Here is a 13,933-nt window from a genome sequence, read left to right as displayed (position 1 = left end):
TGACTTACAACTTTCTTCGATACCTGCATTGCAACTCAAAGGCAATGCTGGCTGTCTGATCATTCGGCTGCGGGATAACTATCCCGCCTTTAAGTCATGGATGTCAGTCATCAGGCGGATCTGCACGTGCAGAGGATGAGCATGTGGCTTCTCAAGACAGCATGGGTAGTGGCAATATTTCGAGGTGCCCATAAATTATTTGCCTATGGCTTAACTTCAACTGATGTTCTTGATGCACTCTCAAGTCAGAATCTGATTGTAGCGGCAGGATCAGTTGGTGGGCCTCCATCACCAGTCGATCAGCAGTTCACCTATCCGACCGAGATCACAGGCTATCTTTCTTCCGTCGAAGAATTTGACGATGTCATTCTATCAAGAGCGCCAGATGGCAATGTCATTCGAGTCAGCGATGTTGGCAACACTACTTTCGGCCTGAACAATTATTTTCTGAAGGGGCTGGACATCCAGGGTCATGATGCCATCGGTGTTCCAATTCAGCAAGCATTTGGTAGCAACGCCCTTGATGTGGCAGATGAGGTGACAAAAGTCATTGAGGAGTTCAAGAAAACCCTTCCGCCTGGAGTCAAGGTCGAGAAAGTCTTTGATCAGACTCAGTTCATACGCTCCTCTGTGGATGGAGTTCTGGATGCACTCGGTCTTGCAATTCTTCTCGTTGTTCTGATCTTGTTTTTGTTCCTGCAGGACTGGCGTACAACGCTGATCCCCGGACTGGCTATTCCAATCTCCCTGGTGGGAAGCTTTGCATTTGTGAAGCTGTTCGGCTTCTCCATCAACCAACTGACACTGCTTGGTCTTGTGCTTGCTGTCGGCTTGGTGGTGGATGACGCCATTGTGGTGGTGGAGGCCGTGGCCGCCAACATTGAAAAGGGCATGAGTCCCAGAAAGGCTGCTGAAAGCTGCATGACTGAGTTGATTGGTGCTCTGATTGCAACCTCACTTGTGTTGGTTGCCGTCTTTCTTCCGGTTGCTGCCTACCCAGGTTCGATCGGGATCATCTATCGCCAATTTGCACTTACGATTACATTCGCAATCATTATCTCCACATTTAATGCGCTTACATTCTCGCCGATGATGGGAGGCCTCATTCTTAAGGGTCGAGTGGAAGGTCAGCAGAGGGAGCCAGAGGGATGGATCTGGGCTGTGCTCGGTGCCTTGTTTGGCCTGGGTGCAGCACACTTTCTCGGCGGCGGCGTCTGGTTTTTGGTCGGATTGGTGATCGGTGGTTTGATTGGTAAAAACCTCTCGTTTATTTTCCGAAACTTCAATCGAGGATTTGACAGATTTTCTCGACACTACGAGGGTTTTGTCGAAAGAGTGATTCAACGACGTCGCTGGGTTCTCCTCGGGCTACTGGCTGGTCTGGTTCTGACCGTGGTGGGATTCAGAGCCGTTCCCACTGGCTTCATCCCAACCACGGACCAGGGGTTTGGATTCGGTTTCTGGCAGATGCAGGATGGTGCATCCCTGGAGCAAACGTCGAGCACGGCCCGGCGTATCCAACAGATTATGCGGGAAGAGGAGGATGTCGAAACAGCTTTCTTTGGTGCTGGATTCGGATTTGATGGACCATCTCCTAATCATGGTGCTGCCTTCGTCGGTCTCCGTCCGTTGGAGGAGAGGAATGGTGATGAACATTCGTCCACCCAGATCTTCAAGCGCCTGAATCAGAGGTTCGGCAAAGAGATCGACACAGCCTTTGCCGCGGTGGGAAATCCACCGGCCGTTCCTGGATTCAGCCCTCAGGGTGGTTTCTACTATCAGTTTATCGATAAAACTGGATCACTCAGTTTGGAGAAGTTCAGTCAACTGGCTTCAAACTTTGTGAGCGAGGCAAGGCGTACTGGTAAGTTTGAGCCCATCTATGAGCAGTTTGTCCTGGCTCCTGAGCTGAGAGTGTCCATTGATCGCGATATTCTTGGCTCCTTGAATATAGATTATAACGAGGCGATGACCAGCTTTGGAGCCCTGACCGGTTCGGCCTATGCAGGACTCACTTACCAGAGCAATCAGGTTCGTCAGGTCTATATCCAGGCTACCCCGGAGTCAAGAAGCAGCCTCGATGACATTGCTGGCTACTATGTCAAAGATCGCGATGGGGAATTGGTCCCTATGGGTCTGTTTACTTCAGTGGATGTTGTCGATGCTCCGCCATCAATTCTCCACTACAACCTTTATCGAACGATCCAGATCCAGGGAGTCCTGCGAGTGGCATTTCTAGCTCTGACGCATTTGGGACCCTCGATCAACTGCTCAAGCGCCTCAACCTGAATTCGATCGGAACTGCCTTCACCGGGCTCACTCGTCTGCAGATTGCGGCAGGTTCTGCAGGTGCTGTGATCTTTGCTCTTGGAATTCTTGTTGTTTATCTAGTGCTATCCGGTCTTTATGAAAGCTATGCTACTCCTGTCACAATTTTGATGACAGTTCCTCTGGCCATGCTCGGAGCCCTCGCCTTCACTGGGATCCGTGGCATGGACCTCAACATCTTCGGCCAGGTCGGGTTGCTCACCCTGATTGGATTGGCGGCTAAGAATGGGATTCTCGTAGTCGAACTGGCCGAACTCAGAGTGCGTCAAGGCGTCGCTGCTGCAGTGGCTGCCCAGGAAGCAGCTTGCTCCAGGTTGCGCCCCATCCTGATGACAGCCATTGCCAGCCTTGCTGGCTTTCTTCCTCTGGTTGTGGCCTCGTCAGCTGGAGCGGCGTTTCAGCAGTCGATCGGTACCGTGATTTTCGGTGGTGTCTTGGTGTCCACGGGCTTATCGCTTGTGGTCGTTCCGGCTTTTTACGTGCTCATCAAGGAGTTCGCTGAACGCTCCAGGAAGGATCTCTCCAGCGCTGAAGGTTGATTGTCTCACCTGAGTTCCCTGGATTCCAGGTTGAGCTCCAAGGTTGATCTGCATGGGTTGTCGACCTCCGCGCAACACAACGCCGAGCTGCTGCTCAACAAGGATCATCCCCTTGCTGCGCCGGCCAGTGATGTCCCTGCTGGCTGCCGGCAGGTCGGGCGACCTGATCGACGTTGGGGCTTTAATGGATCCACGCTTGGTCATGGATTCTTGAAAAGCTTTTTGCTCCTCATCAGCTGTTGCTTAACATCAACGGCAGTACCTGTCACCGCTCAGACTCAGGATTGCATTCAGCGTTCAGAGCAGCTTCTGAACCAACTTGGCGCCAGTCCTGCCCGATCCATCGATGCAATGGCTGAGAAGCAACGCCAGGAGCTCCGCTCCCAGGGTTGCGATCCTCAGAGCACTGGGTATGACATCGAGGTCGAAAGCATCAAGCTGAACAATGACCTGGATCTAAGACCCAGGACGCAGGAGCCGTTCCGCTTCGACCAACTCATCAAGATTGATTATTAGTCGTTCCTCCTTCATCTCCTTGCCCTTCAGAGCAGGACGGCCTTGGCCTGACGCTTCCTTGATGCCGTCGTCATGTGCGCCGTCGTCAACGTTGAAGCAGCCAGCGCAGCAGCGACAGCGCAATGATCAGGCCGACTCCGGCGTTCCAGATCAAGGACGATCGCTTGGACAGTTGCTGGAGCCTGGGCGGCAGTAGTCCCCCCCAGCGCTCCAGCACCGCGGTGGCGACCAGCAGCAGCGCGATCGGGATGCCGATGGCCAGTACCAGATCCTGCACCATGGCCGATCACGCGATGGGGTTGGGGTACTCGCCGTACCCAAGGTCATCAAGGCTGCTGCAGACCCTGTCGTCTGACAACCCTGGCAAAACTCACACAGGTGTGCCGGGCTGGCTTTCGCTTCTCCTGTTGTGGCGATGGCGGCCGAGCGGCTCGATCCAGTGTTCACGGATGAGGTCATTGTGCAGTTTGGCCATGGGCAAACGGCAGCCGAGCTGGATTGTTCCTTGATCGATCAGACGGCCGAGTCGCAGGGCTGTGGCCTCCTCGACCCGAGAAAAACAGGCCTGCTGCGCCACAACCCAGTCGAGCTCGAGGGGGGTGATCACGCCGCTGGAGAGGGACTCGATGAACAGCTCTCCGACCGTCATGGAAATATTGCGGAATGTAACCATCATGACTCGTCAGCGGCCTCTCCGTGGGCGGACCCCCTGCGGCGTCACGAGAGGGGCTCCTCACATTTCTTAATCCGGCGAGCCATGCTGGGGTGGATCCGCTCCCCAAGCCATGACCACTCTCAACTTGCTCGAAGTGTTTCTGGGCTTCCTGTGTGCATGCGTGGCGCTCTGGACCTACAGCCTCTCCAGGCCCACCGACCCTCAGAACTAAGAGCCTCGGGCGGTCCGGTCGCACCCATCACCGCCGTTCTGATCCCTCCCCCACTCCCTGTCTCCATTCCAGATCCGATGTCCAGCTTCCTGAGCCGTTACTTTCTCAAGCACGACGTCTTTACCAGCGCCGGCCTTCTCATCCTGCGCCTGGCGATTGGCACGATGATGATTCACCACGGCCAGGAGAAGCTGGCCAATCCTGAAAGTTTCGCTTCCGCCTATCTGGTGCCGTTGCATCTGCCATTTCCGCTGGTGATGGCTCATGTGGCCGGTCTTTGCGAAATCCTCGGTTCCTGGTTTGTGATCCTTGGATTTCTCACTCCGATCGGCGCGCTGGCCCTGGTTGGAACGATGGCTGTGGCTGGCTATCACCACATCCTGACCAGCGGATTCAACATCTATCTGCTTGAGTTGGTGGTGCTTTATCTCGGCGGAAGCCTGGCGATTCTGCTCAGCGGCCCCGGTCGCATCTCCATTGACGCTGGAATCGTCTCCGGCCTTTCAGCCGGCGATGACACCTCCCCAGAACTACCCGCTGGCATCTATCAAGAACCTGCTTCGGTGGTGGTGGGAGCGCAGATCAGCGCAGCCCTGACCAATCGCGGCCGTCACTGAGGGCGTACAGCCCGATCAGCTGCCGATCCAGTGGGCGCTCAACTGGCGGCGGTGGGGGCGGTTGCGGTGTTCCCACAGGTAAACCGCCTGCCAGGTTCCCAGCAGCAATCTGCCCCCTTCGAAGCTGAGGCTGAGGTTCGTGGCCGTCAGGGCGGTGCGGACATGGGCCGGCATGTCATCTGGACCTTCGTCGTCGTGGTCCCAGGCCCGCAGAGGACCCTCCCCACTGATCGGACGGACTCCCTCCTGGGGAACCAGCGCGCGGAGGCAGGCCGTCAGATCCTGCAGCACCCGGGGGTCGGCGTTTTCGTTGATGGTCAGGCTGCAGCTGGTGTGGAGGACTGCCAGGTGGAGCACGCCCAGCCGCAGTCCAGTGGCAGCAAGGCTTGCCCCCAGCTGCGCCGTCAGATCGTGAAATCCCTCGCCGGTGGTGGTGAGCTCAAGCCGGTCCAGGTGCTGGCGCAACATCGGGGGAGGATGGGTTGGAAACGGCGGGAAACGGGATAGGCGCAGCTTCCGGTTGTCGACCAATGGCTGGCCGTCACCCATCGCTTGCGCCCGAGTCGCGTCTTGTTGCAGAGCCGCACGCCTGCTGGGCTCATGGGCATGCTTCCCAAACTTAGGCTCATGACACGTCCTGCAACCCCCAGCAATGCCTTCTGCTGCGCCTAACCACCACGCTCCTCGCGTACGGATCGCGGGGCGGAGCGGTGGGACCAGCCGCTGGTGGTTGTGGCTGGCCATCCCCCTGGCCATCGCGGGCTTCGTGGCGCCGGCCCAGGCTCAGAAGGTGGTGCCCAAACTCAAGAGCATGTGTCCACTGGGTTACGTGGATCTGTTCAACGGGAAATGCAGCACTCTTGGTGCAACCACCTACACCGTCACTCCCACAAAAGGGGATGCCTGCCCCTCCGGCTGGATGAACGTGGGAGGTGGCTACTGCCGGCGCCAATGACCCCTTGCGGGGCTCAGCTCAGCTCCTCGAGATGCCAGCTCACCAGGCCCTGGCAGACCGCCATCACGGCAGCCTGCGTTCGCCCGCTCGCCCCAAGTTTCTGAAAGGCTGATCTGAGGTGGCTGCGCACCGTCTCCACCGACAGGTGCAGGCGTGACGCGATCTGTGGATTCTGGTACCCCCGCACCACCAGTTCCAGCACCTCCTGCTCCCGCTCACTCAGGCCTGGCCCTGCCGGATCGCGGCTGGTGCGGCAGGACAGGGCCAGCAGATCCCTCAGCTGGGGCTCCATGTAGAACCCTCCGCCGAGCACGGCGCGGGTGGCTGCCACGAGATGGCCGAGACCCACGCCGCGATCGGCACAGATGCCGTCACAGCGGGCTTCCAGGGCAGCACGCACCAGGGGCGGTGATTCCTCCTCGAGCAGGATCAGACAGGGCAGCTCCGGATGGAGAGCCTTGGCGCGGCGCACCAGCTCCAGGCCGCTGCCGGGGCGCAGGGGGTGGGTCACGAACAGCAACTGCGGCTGTCGCTCACTCAGGAGCTGCAGCGCCTCGCTTTCCCCGGTGGCGGAGCCGAACCACTGGCAGCGATCGCCGATCACACCCGTGAGCAGGGAGATCACCAGCCGGCGGCCACTGGCCACCATCAGGCTCCTGCTCGCCAGCAAAGACATCACCTCCTGGCGTGATTGGGCCGCCTGTTCCAGGAATCCCTCAGAGTTCAACCTGCCCCCGGAGTTCAGTAGTAACGGAGGGGGTTCTGGCGGATCGCCAGCTGCACTTCCAGCAGGAAGAGCACCAGTCCGATGATCAGCGAGGCCATCGCCAGCACGAACACCGGCACCACGATCGCCGTCAGATCCAACGCCGCCACGGCGCTGATGAACAACACGGCGATCACCCCGGCCACCAGCAGAGCGGTGGTCGTGGTGCAGAGGATGGCGCGGTTGATCAGGAAGGTGCGGCGGCGCTGAACTTCCAGGGTGCCCCGCAGGCGCTTGGCCTGGGCCAGATCGCTGCGCTCCATCGCTTCCTGGATGAAGCGGGTGCGATCGATGATCCGCGCCAGACGGGTGGTGAACATCCCCAGCAGACCGGTGATGCCCGTGAGCAGGAACACAGGCGCCACGGAGAGCTGGATCGCCCTGGAGAGCCCCGCCACGGCGGATTGCTCACTGAGGGCGCGGCTGGTGAAGATCTCGGCCAGCAGCATGGAGCTCGCCCAGCAGGCCAGTTCAAGGGCCTGTCCCTTCAACTTACCGAGACCGGGCCAGTCCATCCCGGCAGAGCCGAGGCTCCGTCAGGATCACTGGACGTTGAAGGCCGGTTCGTCCTTCCCTGTGACGATGACCACGATTCTTTGTCACTACGCGGGGTCCCTGCGCTGCAGCGCCAGCCACGGCCCTTCCGGCTCCGAGCTGGTCACCGATGCCCCCAGCGATAACCAGGGCCTCGGGGAGCGTTTCTCGCCCACCGACCTGGTGGCCACGGCCCTGGCCACCTGCATCCTGACGGTCATGGGGATCGTGGCTGAACGCCACGCCATCCCGCTCGAGGGTTGCACCGCGCGGGTGGAGAAACGAATGACCAGCGGCGGGATCAGGCAGATCGAGAGGCTCACGGTCTGGGTGGCACTGCCCGATGGCCTCGACGACGGTCAGCAGCGGCTGTTGCGCAGGGCCGCTGAAGGCTGTCCGGTGAAGCGAAGCCTGGAGGGTGCCGTGGCGATGGAGCTCCACTGGGAGACGCTCAGGGCAGCAGCTGGTTGATTCGCTGCGCCAGCTCCAGATCCAGGCTGGAGAGCCCACCGGCATCGTGGGTGGTCAGCGTGATCGTGACGCGGTTCCAGACATTGCTCCACTCGGGGTGGTGACCCAGCGACTCCGCGATCAGGGCCACCTGTGCCATGAATCCGAACGCTGCGATGAAATCGGCGAAACTCAGCTCCCGGTGCAGTTTCCCCTCCACCACGCTCCACCCGGGCAGCTGGGCCGGCAAGGCGGAGATCTGTTCAGCGGTGAGTGGTGTGGCTGCCATCGGGAGAGTCCCATCAACGGAATCGTCATGTTGCTGCAGTCAGCCGGGCAGCGCTGGCTGAGCCGCAGCGCCATGCTTGTGGCCACTCACCTTCCCTCCCATGCCCCAGCCGGGTCAGGCCCTCCTGCGTCTCCGTGAGCACCTGCACCAGACCCGGTTGCTCGGATCGATCAACAGCGCGCTCTATTACGACCAGAACACCGTGATGCCGGCGGCAGGTGCCGACTGGCGTGGCCAGCAGCTGGCCCTGCTGGCCACCCAGCTGCACGAGCGTCAGAGCAGTCAGGTCTATGCCGATCTGGTGGAGGCGGCCGAAGAGGAGATCAACGGCCAAGCCCCGGCCTCCACGGTGCGCAACCTCCGCCTGCTGCGCCAGGAGCTGGAGCGGCAGCGCTGCCTGGACCCGAAGCTGGTGGAGCGGATCGCCAGGGCCCAGTCCCGCGGCAATGCCGTCTGGCAGGAGGCCAGACGCAGAAATTCCTTCGAGGTGTTTGCACCGGCCCTCGAGGAGCTGCTGCAGCTCCGCCGTGAGCAGGCCGCCCAGCTGGCGGATACCGAACCTGCGGGGCGCAGCCCCTGGGAGATCCTGGCGCAGCCGTTCGAGCCCGATGTCAGCAAGGCCCGCCTTGCAGAACTCTTCGCCCCCCTGGCCGAGGGAATCCCGCCGCTGCTGGAGCGCGTCTGCTCACTCTCCCCTGGGGAAGGTTTCGCTCCGGAAGCTTCCGGGGTCGCCGAGGCCACCGCCATTCCCGAACCGCTGCAGGAGACCCTGTGCGCTGAACTGCTCGAGAGCTGGGGCTACGACCCCACCCGCTGCCAGCGCTCGCGCTCGGCCCACCCCTTCTCCAGCACCCTGGGTCCGGCCGACTTCCGCATCACCACCCGGGTGGTTCCCGGTCAACCCTTCTCCGCTTTTCTGGCCACCGCCCATGAGTGGGGCCATTCCCTCTACGAACAGGGGCTCCCCCGCGGCGACGACCATTACTTCCCCTGGCCCCTGGGAGAAGCCACCTCGATGGGGGTGCATGAATCGCAGTCGTTGTTCTGGGAATGCCGGGTGGCGCGCAGCCAGGCCTTCGCCTCTCGCTGGCATCCCCGCTTCACCAGGGCCATGGGCGGCGATCCCTGGGGCGGCAGCCACCACTTCTGGCGGGGGCTCAACCCGATGCGGCCCGGCCTGATCCGCGTGGAAGCCGACGAGCTCACCTATGGCCTGCACATCGTGCTTCGCTTCGAGCTGGAGCTGGCACTGGTGGAGCAGGGGCTGCCGGTGGCGGAGCTGCCCGAGCTGTGGAACCGCCGCATGGGCGAGCTGCTCGGCATCAGGCCCCAGCGGGATGCCGAGGGCTGTCTGCAGGACATCCACTGGGCCGAGGGCCTGTTCGGGTATTTCCCCTCCTACGCACTCGGGCACCTGATCAGTGCCCAGCTGGCCGAGACCATGGAGCGCCAGCTCGGGCCGATCGAGACCCTGGTGGGTTCAGCCGAGGAGCTGCGTCTCCAGCGGTGGCTGGCTCAGACCGTCTGGCCCCTGGGGCGCTCCGTCAACGGCGAAGAGCTGGTGAGCCAGGTCACGGGGGAGCCCCTGAGCGCCACTCCATTTCTCACCTACCTCAGCGACAAGGTGGATCGGCTGCTCGAGGGCGCCTGAGCCGTCTGTCGGTGTCGGCAGGCCTGGCGTCCGTAAGATGCCGCCGCAGCCGCTTCGCGACGCCCCATGGCGAACATCGACCACGCCCCAAGCCGCACCATGCTCAACCTGCTGCATGTGCTGCCGGCGTTCGCCGATGAAGCGGAACTGCGGCTGAATGCAATCGTCGAGGTCAACTCGATGACGATCAACAAGTACGAGCTGATCACCGAAACCGGTCATCTCAAGCTCGATCGAGTGGGTTACTCCTCGCTGTCCTATCCCTTTGCCTACGGCTGCATCCCCCGCACCTGGGACGAGGACGGAGATCCCCTGGACATCGAGATCGTGGGCGTCACCGAACCCCTGGTGGCCGGAAGCCTTGTGGAGGCTCGAATCATCGGCATCATGACCTTCGACGACGGCGGCGAAGTGGACGACAAGGTGATCGCTGTTCTGGCCGATGACAAGCGCATGGATCACATCACCAGCTACGAGCAGCTGGGCGAGCACTGGCTCAAGGAAACCCAGTACTACTGGGAGCACTACAAGGATCTGAAGAAGCCCGGCACCTGCAAGGTGAATGGGTTCCTCAACACTCAGGAGGCGGTTCGAATCATCAAGGAGTGCGAGGCCCGCTATTTCGAGCAGATTGACGCCAAACTGGTGAACTGATCCGCCCAGAGCGCGGTCGCCCTCCACCTCTCCACAGCTTCACTTCCTCGCATGCGCTCCAATCCCATTCGCCCGGCGCTGGCTCCCTCCTCTCTGGCCGTCAGTCTGCTTGCTGGTCTCTCCTCCCTCTGGGTCGCCGGTTCCCCTTCGGCTCTGGCCAGTTCCGGTGGGATTATCACCCCCACGGCTCCGATCCCCAGCCCGCCGGCGATCGTGCCGGAGGCTCCCCCGACCGGGGCCGGCCAACCTCCCAGTGCCGAGCCAGCGGGCGCAAGCAGTCCAGCCGCGAAGCTCACGGCACCTTCCACCGACCCCAACCCCGCACCAGCACCAGAGGTGCCGCCTGCAGCAGCAATCAAGCAGGAAGCGCCCCCGGCGGCCCCGGTGAACAACTCAAGAATCCTGCTGGCCCTGGGCAAGCGGGAGATTCGCCTTGAGCGCGATGGCAACGTGTATGGCCCCTGGCCGGTGGCGATCGGTGATCCAGCCACCCCAACGCCTCTGGGCACGTTCAAGGTGATCAACAAAGTGGTCAATCCTCAGTACGTCAGCACCAAGTCAGGCAAGAAAAAGGGCTCCATTGGCCCGAATGGTCCCCTGGGTGATCGCTGGATCGGCTTCAGCACCAAAGGTCCCAACCAGTTCGGCATCCACGGCACTCCCAGTGCCTGGTCCTGGACCGTGAGCTCCCGCTCCGCCGTCACCAACGGCTGTGTGCGCATGTTCCACCAGCACGTGCGCAAGCTGTTCGAAATGGTGGAGGTGGGAACCCCGGTGGTGGTGGTGCGCTGACCTCAGACCCGCAGCTGGCGGGCCAGGGCCCTGGCCATCCCATCCCGGCTGGCCAGGCCCACCAAGCTCCTGACCGGCAGTCCGGTGTTCGGCAATCCAGCCGGGAGTAGGTCTGAGCTGGGGCTTTCCAGGGCGAAAACGGGCACCTGACGCAGTCCATTGGGTACCAGCTGGTCTTCCAGTTGTGCCAGGTTGGCCCCCTCCGGCAGCCAGAGCAGGTCGGAGCGTCGGCATTGCTCCAGCGGCATGGGCAACCCGTCGCTGCCATGGCTGGCGCTGATCGCCCCTGCAGGTCGACAAGGGTCACCACACCGATCACCCAACCCTCACGTTCCACCACAAGGCAGTGGCCATGGGCTTCAATCAGCAGGCCCAGGGCTTCGCTGGCAGGGGACGTCGCCGCGAGCACCAGTGGCGCCTCGCTCTCAAGGGCTTCATTCACCATCAGAGATGCCAGTCCCTGGCGCCGCTGCTCCTCGGCTGGATCCGGGCCCAGCAGGCCGGGATCCGCCAGTCCGTGCCAGCGCTCCACCAGCACGGCGCTCAGGCCAGCGGCCGCCATCAGCGGCAGAACGATGCGGATGTCGTGGGTGAGCTCGAACAGCAGCAGCAGTGCCGTGAGCGGCGCCCTGGCGCTGCCTGCGAGCACTGCTGCCATCCCCACCATGGCGTAGGCCGGTGGTTCGGCCACAGGCAGGCCCAAGCCGCTGTCCCCCAGCAGCTGTCCATAGCCGTTCCCCAGCACCGCCCCCAGAAACAGGGCCGGTGCGAAGCCACCCCCCACAAAGCCGGTGGCGTTGCTGACCGCCGTGGCCAGCAGCTTCACCGCCAGCAGGGCCGCCAGGGTGGTGAGTGCCACCCCGCCTTCGCTGCCCAGCAGCGCCTCGATCGTGTCGTAGCCCACGCCCAGCACCTGGGGGAACCCCAGCGCCAGGACCCCCACAGCCAGGCCACCGAGTCCGTTCAGCAGCCAGAGGGGTAGACGGGCGCACTGCCGCTGCACGGGCCCACTGCGGCCGGCGGCCAGCAGGCTCACCAACGCCCACGACATCAGGCTGGCCACCAGGCCCAGACCCAGGTAAAGGGGAAGCTCAAGGGGTGAGCGCACCTCATAGGCCGGCAGGCGAAAGATTGGCTCATCCCCCAGGCTGAGCTGCGTGACCAGGGAGGACGCCACCGCCGCCACCAGCACCGCCCGCAGGCTGGGCCTCCCCGGAATGGCGCTGTAGGCCCCTTCAAAGGCGAAGAACACACCGGCGATCGGAGCTTTGAAACCAGCCGCCAGACCAGCCGCCACACCTGCGGCCACCAGCGCTTTCTGGGATTCGGGCGGCAGTCCTCCGCGCAGCCCCACCCAGAGACCCAGGTTGCCGCCGCTCTCCACGCTCGGGCCTTCAGGTCCCAGCGAAGCGCCACTGCCCAGGCTCAGGGATGCCGCCACCAGCCGCAGCACGGGCAGGCGTGGCAACGCTTTCACGGCCCCGTCTGCCATCGCCATCAGGCTGGGCAGCCCGGGCCCCAGGTCGCGGCCCAGCTGTCTCAGCAGCCCCACGGCCACCCCCCCCAGCAAGGGGGCCATCACCACAGGCCAGGAGGCCAGCCAGCCGGTGGGCCCGATCGGGGGCAGGGATGTGGGCTCAGGCAGGGGCGCCGGCGGTGGAGGCAGAAAGACGATGCCCCCCAGGCCGATCTGCACAAGGGCCTTCAGGGGTGTGCCGGAATCTGGATCCGGGGCGCTGAACACCTCCACCGTGGTCGGATCCAGCTCGTGAGGACTCACCAGGTCGAGCACCCACTCCACCAGGGTGCCGAACATGAAGTTGTTGATGAAGCCCAGCAGGTAATGGAAGCCCACCACCGCCATGCCTGTGAGGATCCCCACCAGCGCAGCCCAGGCCAGCAGGCTCCACTGGAACGGCAGCCCGCGGGTGTCGCCCTCCAGAGGTGCGCCGAAGCCTGCTTCAGGCTTCGGGCCTGACCGCTGCAAAGATCTCCTCCAGAATCTCCCCGGCCCCCTGGCTGCGCAACAACAGGGCAAGGCTGTTGCCGATCGCTTCGGGATCCTGTTGCGGTCCGCGGGCTTCGTCCCGGATCAGGCGCAGGCCATCGAGGCTGGCCACCATGCCCGTGAGCACCAGATCATCCCCCTCGAAGCGGCTGTTCACGCCAATGGGCACCTGGCAGCCTCCTTCGAGCTGGCGCAGGAAGGCCCGCTCCGCCAGACAGCGGCGGGCGGTGGGGGTGTGCTCCAGCGTCTTGATCTGCTCCAGCACCGCGCTGTCGCCCTGCCGGCATTCGATGCCGAGGGCACCCTGGCCCACCGCATGCAGCGAAATCGAGGGATCGATCAGAGCATCGATGCGATGGCCCAGGCCCAGACGTCCCAGGCCGGCCGCCGCCAGGATCAGGCAGTCATAGTCGCCGGAATCGAGCTTCTCGAGGCGGGTGATCACATTGCCGCGCACATCCTTGAATTGAAAGTGGGGGAAGTGGTGGCGCAGCTGGGCCAGGCGCCGCAGCGAGCTGGTGCCCACCACACTGCCCTCGGGAAGGGTTTCAAGGCTGCATCCCCGGTGGCGCTCATGGAGCACGAGGGCATCAGCGGGGTCTTCACGCTCGGTGACACAACCCAGCATCAGACCCTCGGGAAGGTTGGTGGGCAGATCCTTGAGGCTGTGGACAGCGATGTCAGCCCGGTCCACCAGCATCTGAGCTTCCAGTTCCTTGGTGAAAAGGCCCTTGTCTCCGATCTTGGCGAGCGCCACATCCAGGATCTTGTCGCCCTGGGTGGCCATCGCCTCGATGCTGATCTCCAGGTTCGGGTGGGCCTGGGCCAATTCATCGCGCACCCAGTGGGTCTGGACCATGGCCAGCTGGCTGCGGCGGGAGGCGATGCGCAGAGTGGTGCCAGCCATCAATCGATTCCTCAGCCCGGCCGCGTGGCCGTTGAACAGC

At 62.6% G+C, this 13,933-nt stretch carries 15 protein-coding genes and 1 pseudogene; 8 read left to right on the top strand and 8 right to left on the bottom strand.

Annotated features, from left to right (window positions below):
* Nucleotides 1–96: 96 nt before the first annotated feature.
* Nucleotides 97–2,867, top strand: a pseudogene (locus tag KQ297_RS02645) (efflux RND transporter permease subunit).
* Nucleotides 2,868–2,897: 30 nt separating this feature from the next.
* Nucleotides 2,898–3,383, top strand: coding sequence for a hypothetical protein (locus tag KQ297_RS02635; RefSeq protein WP_259738063.1), 486 nt, complete (start codon nt 2,898–2,900; stop codon nt 3,381–3,383).
* Between the two features lie 85 nt (nt 3,384–3,468).
* Here the strand turns inward: KQ297_RS02635 and KQ297_RS02630 are convergent, their stop codons facing one another.
* Both KQ297_RS02630 and KQ297_RS02625 read right to left on the bottom strand, forming a co-directional pair.
* Entirely contained in the window at nt 3,469–3,663 is a 195-nt protein-coding gene (locus KQ297_RS02630; RefSeq protein ID WP_259738062.1) for a hypothetical protein, read from the bottom strand.
* Nucleotides 3,664–3,753: 90 nt separating this feature from the next.
* Complete coding sequence (locus tag KQ297_RS02625; protein ID WP_259738061.1) at nt 3,754–4,032, bottom strand: hypothetical protein; 279 nt, start codon at nt 4,030–4,032, stop codon at nt 3,754–3,756.
* Nucleotides 4,033–4,347: 315 nt separating this feature from the next.
* On the opposite strand from KQ297_RS02625, the gene KQ297_RS02620 reads away from it, so the two are divergent.
* Nucleotides 4,348–4,887 carry a DoxX family protein gene (locus KQ297_RS02620; protein ID WP_259738060.1) on the top strand — a complete coding sequence of 180 codons (540 nt, stop codon included), beginning with the start codon at nt 4,348–4,350 and terminating at the stop codon, nt 4,885–4,887.
* Nucleotides 4,888–4,902: 15 nt separating this feature from the next.
* Here KQ297_RS02620 and KQ297_RS02615 read toward each other — a convergent pair whose 3' ends face one another.
* A complete protein-coding gene (locus KQ297_RS02615) occupies nt 4,903–5,355 on the bottom strand; it encodes a secondary thiamine-phosphate synthase enzyme YjbQ (RefSeq protein ID WP_259738059.1) in 453 nt (150 codons plus the stop codon).
* Between the two features lie 262 nt (nt 5,356–5,617).
* Here KQ297_RS02615 and KQ297_RS02610 point away from each other — a divergent pair, with 262 nt between their 5' ends.
* The gene (locus KQ297_RS02610; RefSeq protein WP_259738058.1) at nt 5,618–5,842 is read left to right on the top strand and encodes a hypothetical protein; all 225 of its coding nucleotides are present in this window, start codon (nt 5,618–5,620) and stop codon (nt 5,840–5,842) included.
* A 13-nt stretch (nt 5,843–5,855) separates the two neighbouring features.
* Here the strand turns inward: KQ297_RS02610 and KQ297_RS02605 are convergent, their stop codons facing one another.
* Together KQ297_RS02605 and KQ297_RS02600 are read right to left on the bottom strand one after the other, a co-directional pair.
* Nucleotides 5,856–6,518, bottom strand: a complete 663-nt coding sequence (locus KQ297_RS02605; protein WP_259738057.1) for a response regulator transcription factor — start codon at nt 6,516–6,518, stop codon at nt 5,856–5,858.
* Between the two features lie 65 nt (nt 6,519–6,583).
* On the bottom strand, nt 6,584–7,057 hold the full coding sequence (locus KQ297_RS02600) for a DUF2721 domain-containing protein (protein ID WP_259738056.1): 474 nt from the start codon (nt 7,055–7,057) through the stop codon (nt 6,584–6,586).
* A 133-nt stretch (nt 7,058–7,190) separates the two neighbouring features.
* On the opposite strand from KQ297_RS02600, the gene KQ297_RS02595 reads away from it, so the two are divergent.
* Entirely contained in the window at nt 7,191–7,613 is a 423-nt protein-coding gene (locus KQ297_RS02595; protein ID WP_259738055.1) for an OsmC family protein, read from the top strand.
* Here the strand turns inward: KQ297_RS02595 and KQ297_RS02590 are convergent.
* Complete coding sequence (locus KQ297_RS02590; RefSeq protein WP_259738054.1) at nt 7,594–7,881, bottom strand: 4a-hydroxytetrahydrobiopterin dehydratase; 288 nt, start codon at nt 7,879–7,881, stop codon at nt 7,594–7,596. The genes KQ297_RS02595 and KQ297_RS02590 overlap by 20 nt on opposite strands.
* A 100-nt stretch (nt 7,882–7,981) precedes the next feature.
* Here KQ297_RS02590 and KQ297_RS02585 point away from each other — a divergent pair, with 100 nt between their 5' ends.
* From KQ297_RS02585 to KQ297_RS02575, 3 genes are all read left to right on the top strand, one after another.
* Complete coding sequence (locus KQ297_RS02585) at nt 7,982–9,532, top strand: carboxypeptidase M32 (protein WP_259738053.1); 1,551 nt, start codon at nt 7,982–7,984, stop codon at nt 9,530–9,532.
* A 66-nt stretch (nt 9,533–9,598) separates the two neighbouring features.
* A complete protein-coding gene (locus KQ297_RS02580; RefSeq protein WP_259738052.1) occupies nt 9,599–10,186 on the top strand; it encodes an inorganic diphosphatase in 588 nt (195 codons plus the stop codon).
* Nucleotides 10,187–10,237: 51 nt separating this feature from the next.
* Entirely contained in the window at nt 10,238–10,978 is a 741-nt protein-coding gene (locus KQ297_RS02575) for a L,D-transpeptidase family protein (protein ID WP_259738051.1), read from the top strand.
* Here the strand turns inward: KQ297_RS02575 and KQ297_RS02570 are convergent.
* Nucleotides 10,887–12,965: a chloride channel protein gene (locus tag KQ297_RS02570; protein ID WP_259738050.1), complete on the bottom strand. Its 2,079-nt coding sequence runs from the start codon at nt 12,963–12,965 to the stop codon at nt 10,887–10,889. The genes KQ297_RS02575 and KQ297_RS02570 overlap by 92 nt on opposite strands.
* Nucleotides 12,940–13,893, bottom strand: coding sequence for a hydroxymethylbilane synthase (gene hemC / locus KQ297_RS02565; protein ID WP_259738049.1), 954 nt, complete (start codon nt 13,891–13,893; stop codon nt 12,940–12,942). Before hemC ends, KQ297_RS02570 begins: the two co-directional genes overlap by 26 nt.
* Between the last annotated feature and the right edge of the window lie 40 nt (nt 13,894–13,933).

The organism is Synechococcus sp. CS-205, assembly GCF_025128255.1.
Classification (GTDB): Bacteria; Cyanobacteriota; Cyanobacteriia; order PCC-6307; family Cyanobiaceae; genus Regnicoccus_A.
The sequence above is the reverse complement of the archived record's forward strand: the minus strand, read 5'-3'. Positions and strand labels throughout refer to the sequence as shown.

Excerpts from the sequence above, each read along its gene's own strand:
- KQ297_RS02630 (WP_259738062.1), bottom strand. The coding sequence starts at position 3,663 with ATGGTGCAGGATCTGGTACTGGCCATCGGCATCCCGATCGCGCTGCTG.
- KQ297_RS02625 (WP_259738061.1), bottom strand. The coding sequence starts at position 4,032 with ATGACGGTCGGAGAGCTGTTCATCGAGTCCCTCTCCAGCGGCGTGATC.
- KQ297_RS02620 (WP_259738060.1), top strand. The coding sequence starts at position 4,348 with ATGTCCAGCTTCCTGAGCCGTTACTTTCTCAAGCACGACGTCTTTACC.
- KQ297_RS02615 (WP_259738059.1), bottom strand. The coding sequence starts at position 5,355 with ATGTTGCGCCAGCACCTGGACCGGCTTGAGCTCACCACCACCGGCGAG.
- KQ297_RS02605 (WP_259738057.1), bottom strand. The coding sequence starts at position 6,518 with ATGTCTTTGCTGGCGAGCAGGAGCCTGATGGTGGCCAGTGGCCGCCGG.
- KQ297_RS02600 (WP_259738056.1), bottom strand. The coding sequence starts at position 7,057 with ATGCTGCTGGCCGAGATCTTCACCAGCCGCGCCCTCAGTGAGCAATCC.
- KQ297_RS02595 (WP_259738055.1), top strand. The coding sequence starts at position 7,191 with ATGACCACGATTCTTTGTCACTACGCGGGGTCCCTGCGCTGCAGCGCC.
- KQ297_RS02590 (WP_259738054.1), bottom strand. The coding sequence starts at position 7,881 with ATGGCAGCCACACCACTCACCGCTGAACAGATCTCCGCCTTGCCGGCC.
- KQ297_RS02585 (WP_259738053.1), top strand. The coding sequence starts at position 7,982 with ATGCCCCAGCCGGGTCAGGCCCTCCTGCGTCTCCGTGAGCACCTGCAC.
- KQ297_RS02580 (WP_259738052.1), top strand. The coding sequence starts at position 9,599 with ATGGCGAACATCGACCACGCCCCAAGCCGCACCATGCTCAACCTGCTG.
- KQ297_RS02575 (WP_259738051.1), top strand. The coding sequence starts at position 10,238 with ATGCGCTCCAATCCCATTCGCCCGGCGCTGGCTCCCTCCTCTCTGGCC.
- hemC (WP_259738049.1), bottom strand. The coding sequence starts at position 13,893 with ATGGCTGGCACCACTCTGCGCATCGCCTCCCGCCGCAGCCAGCTGGCC.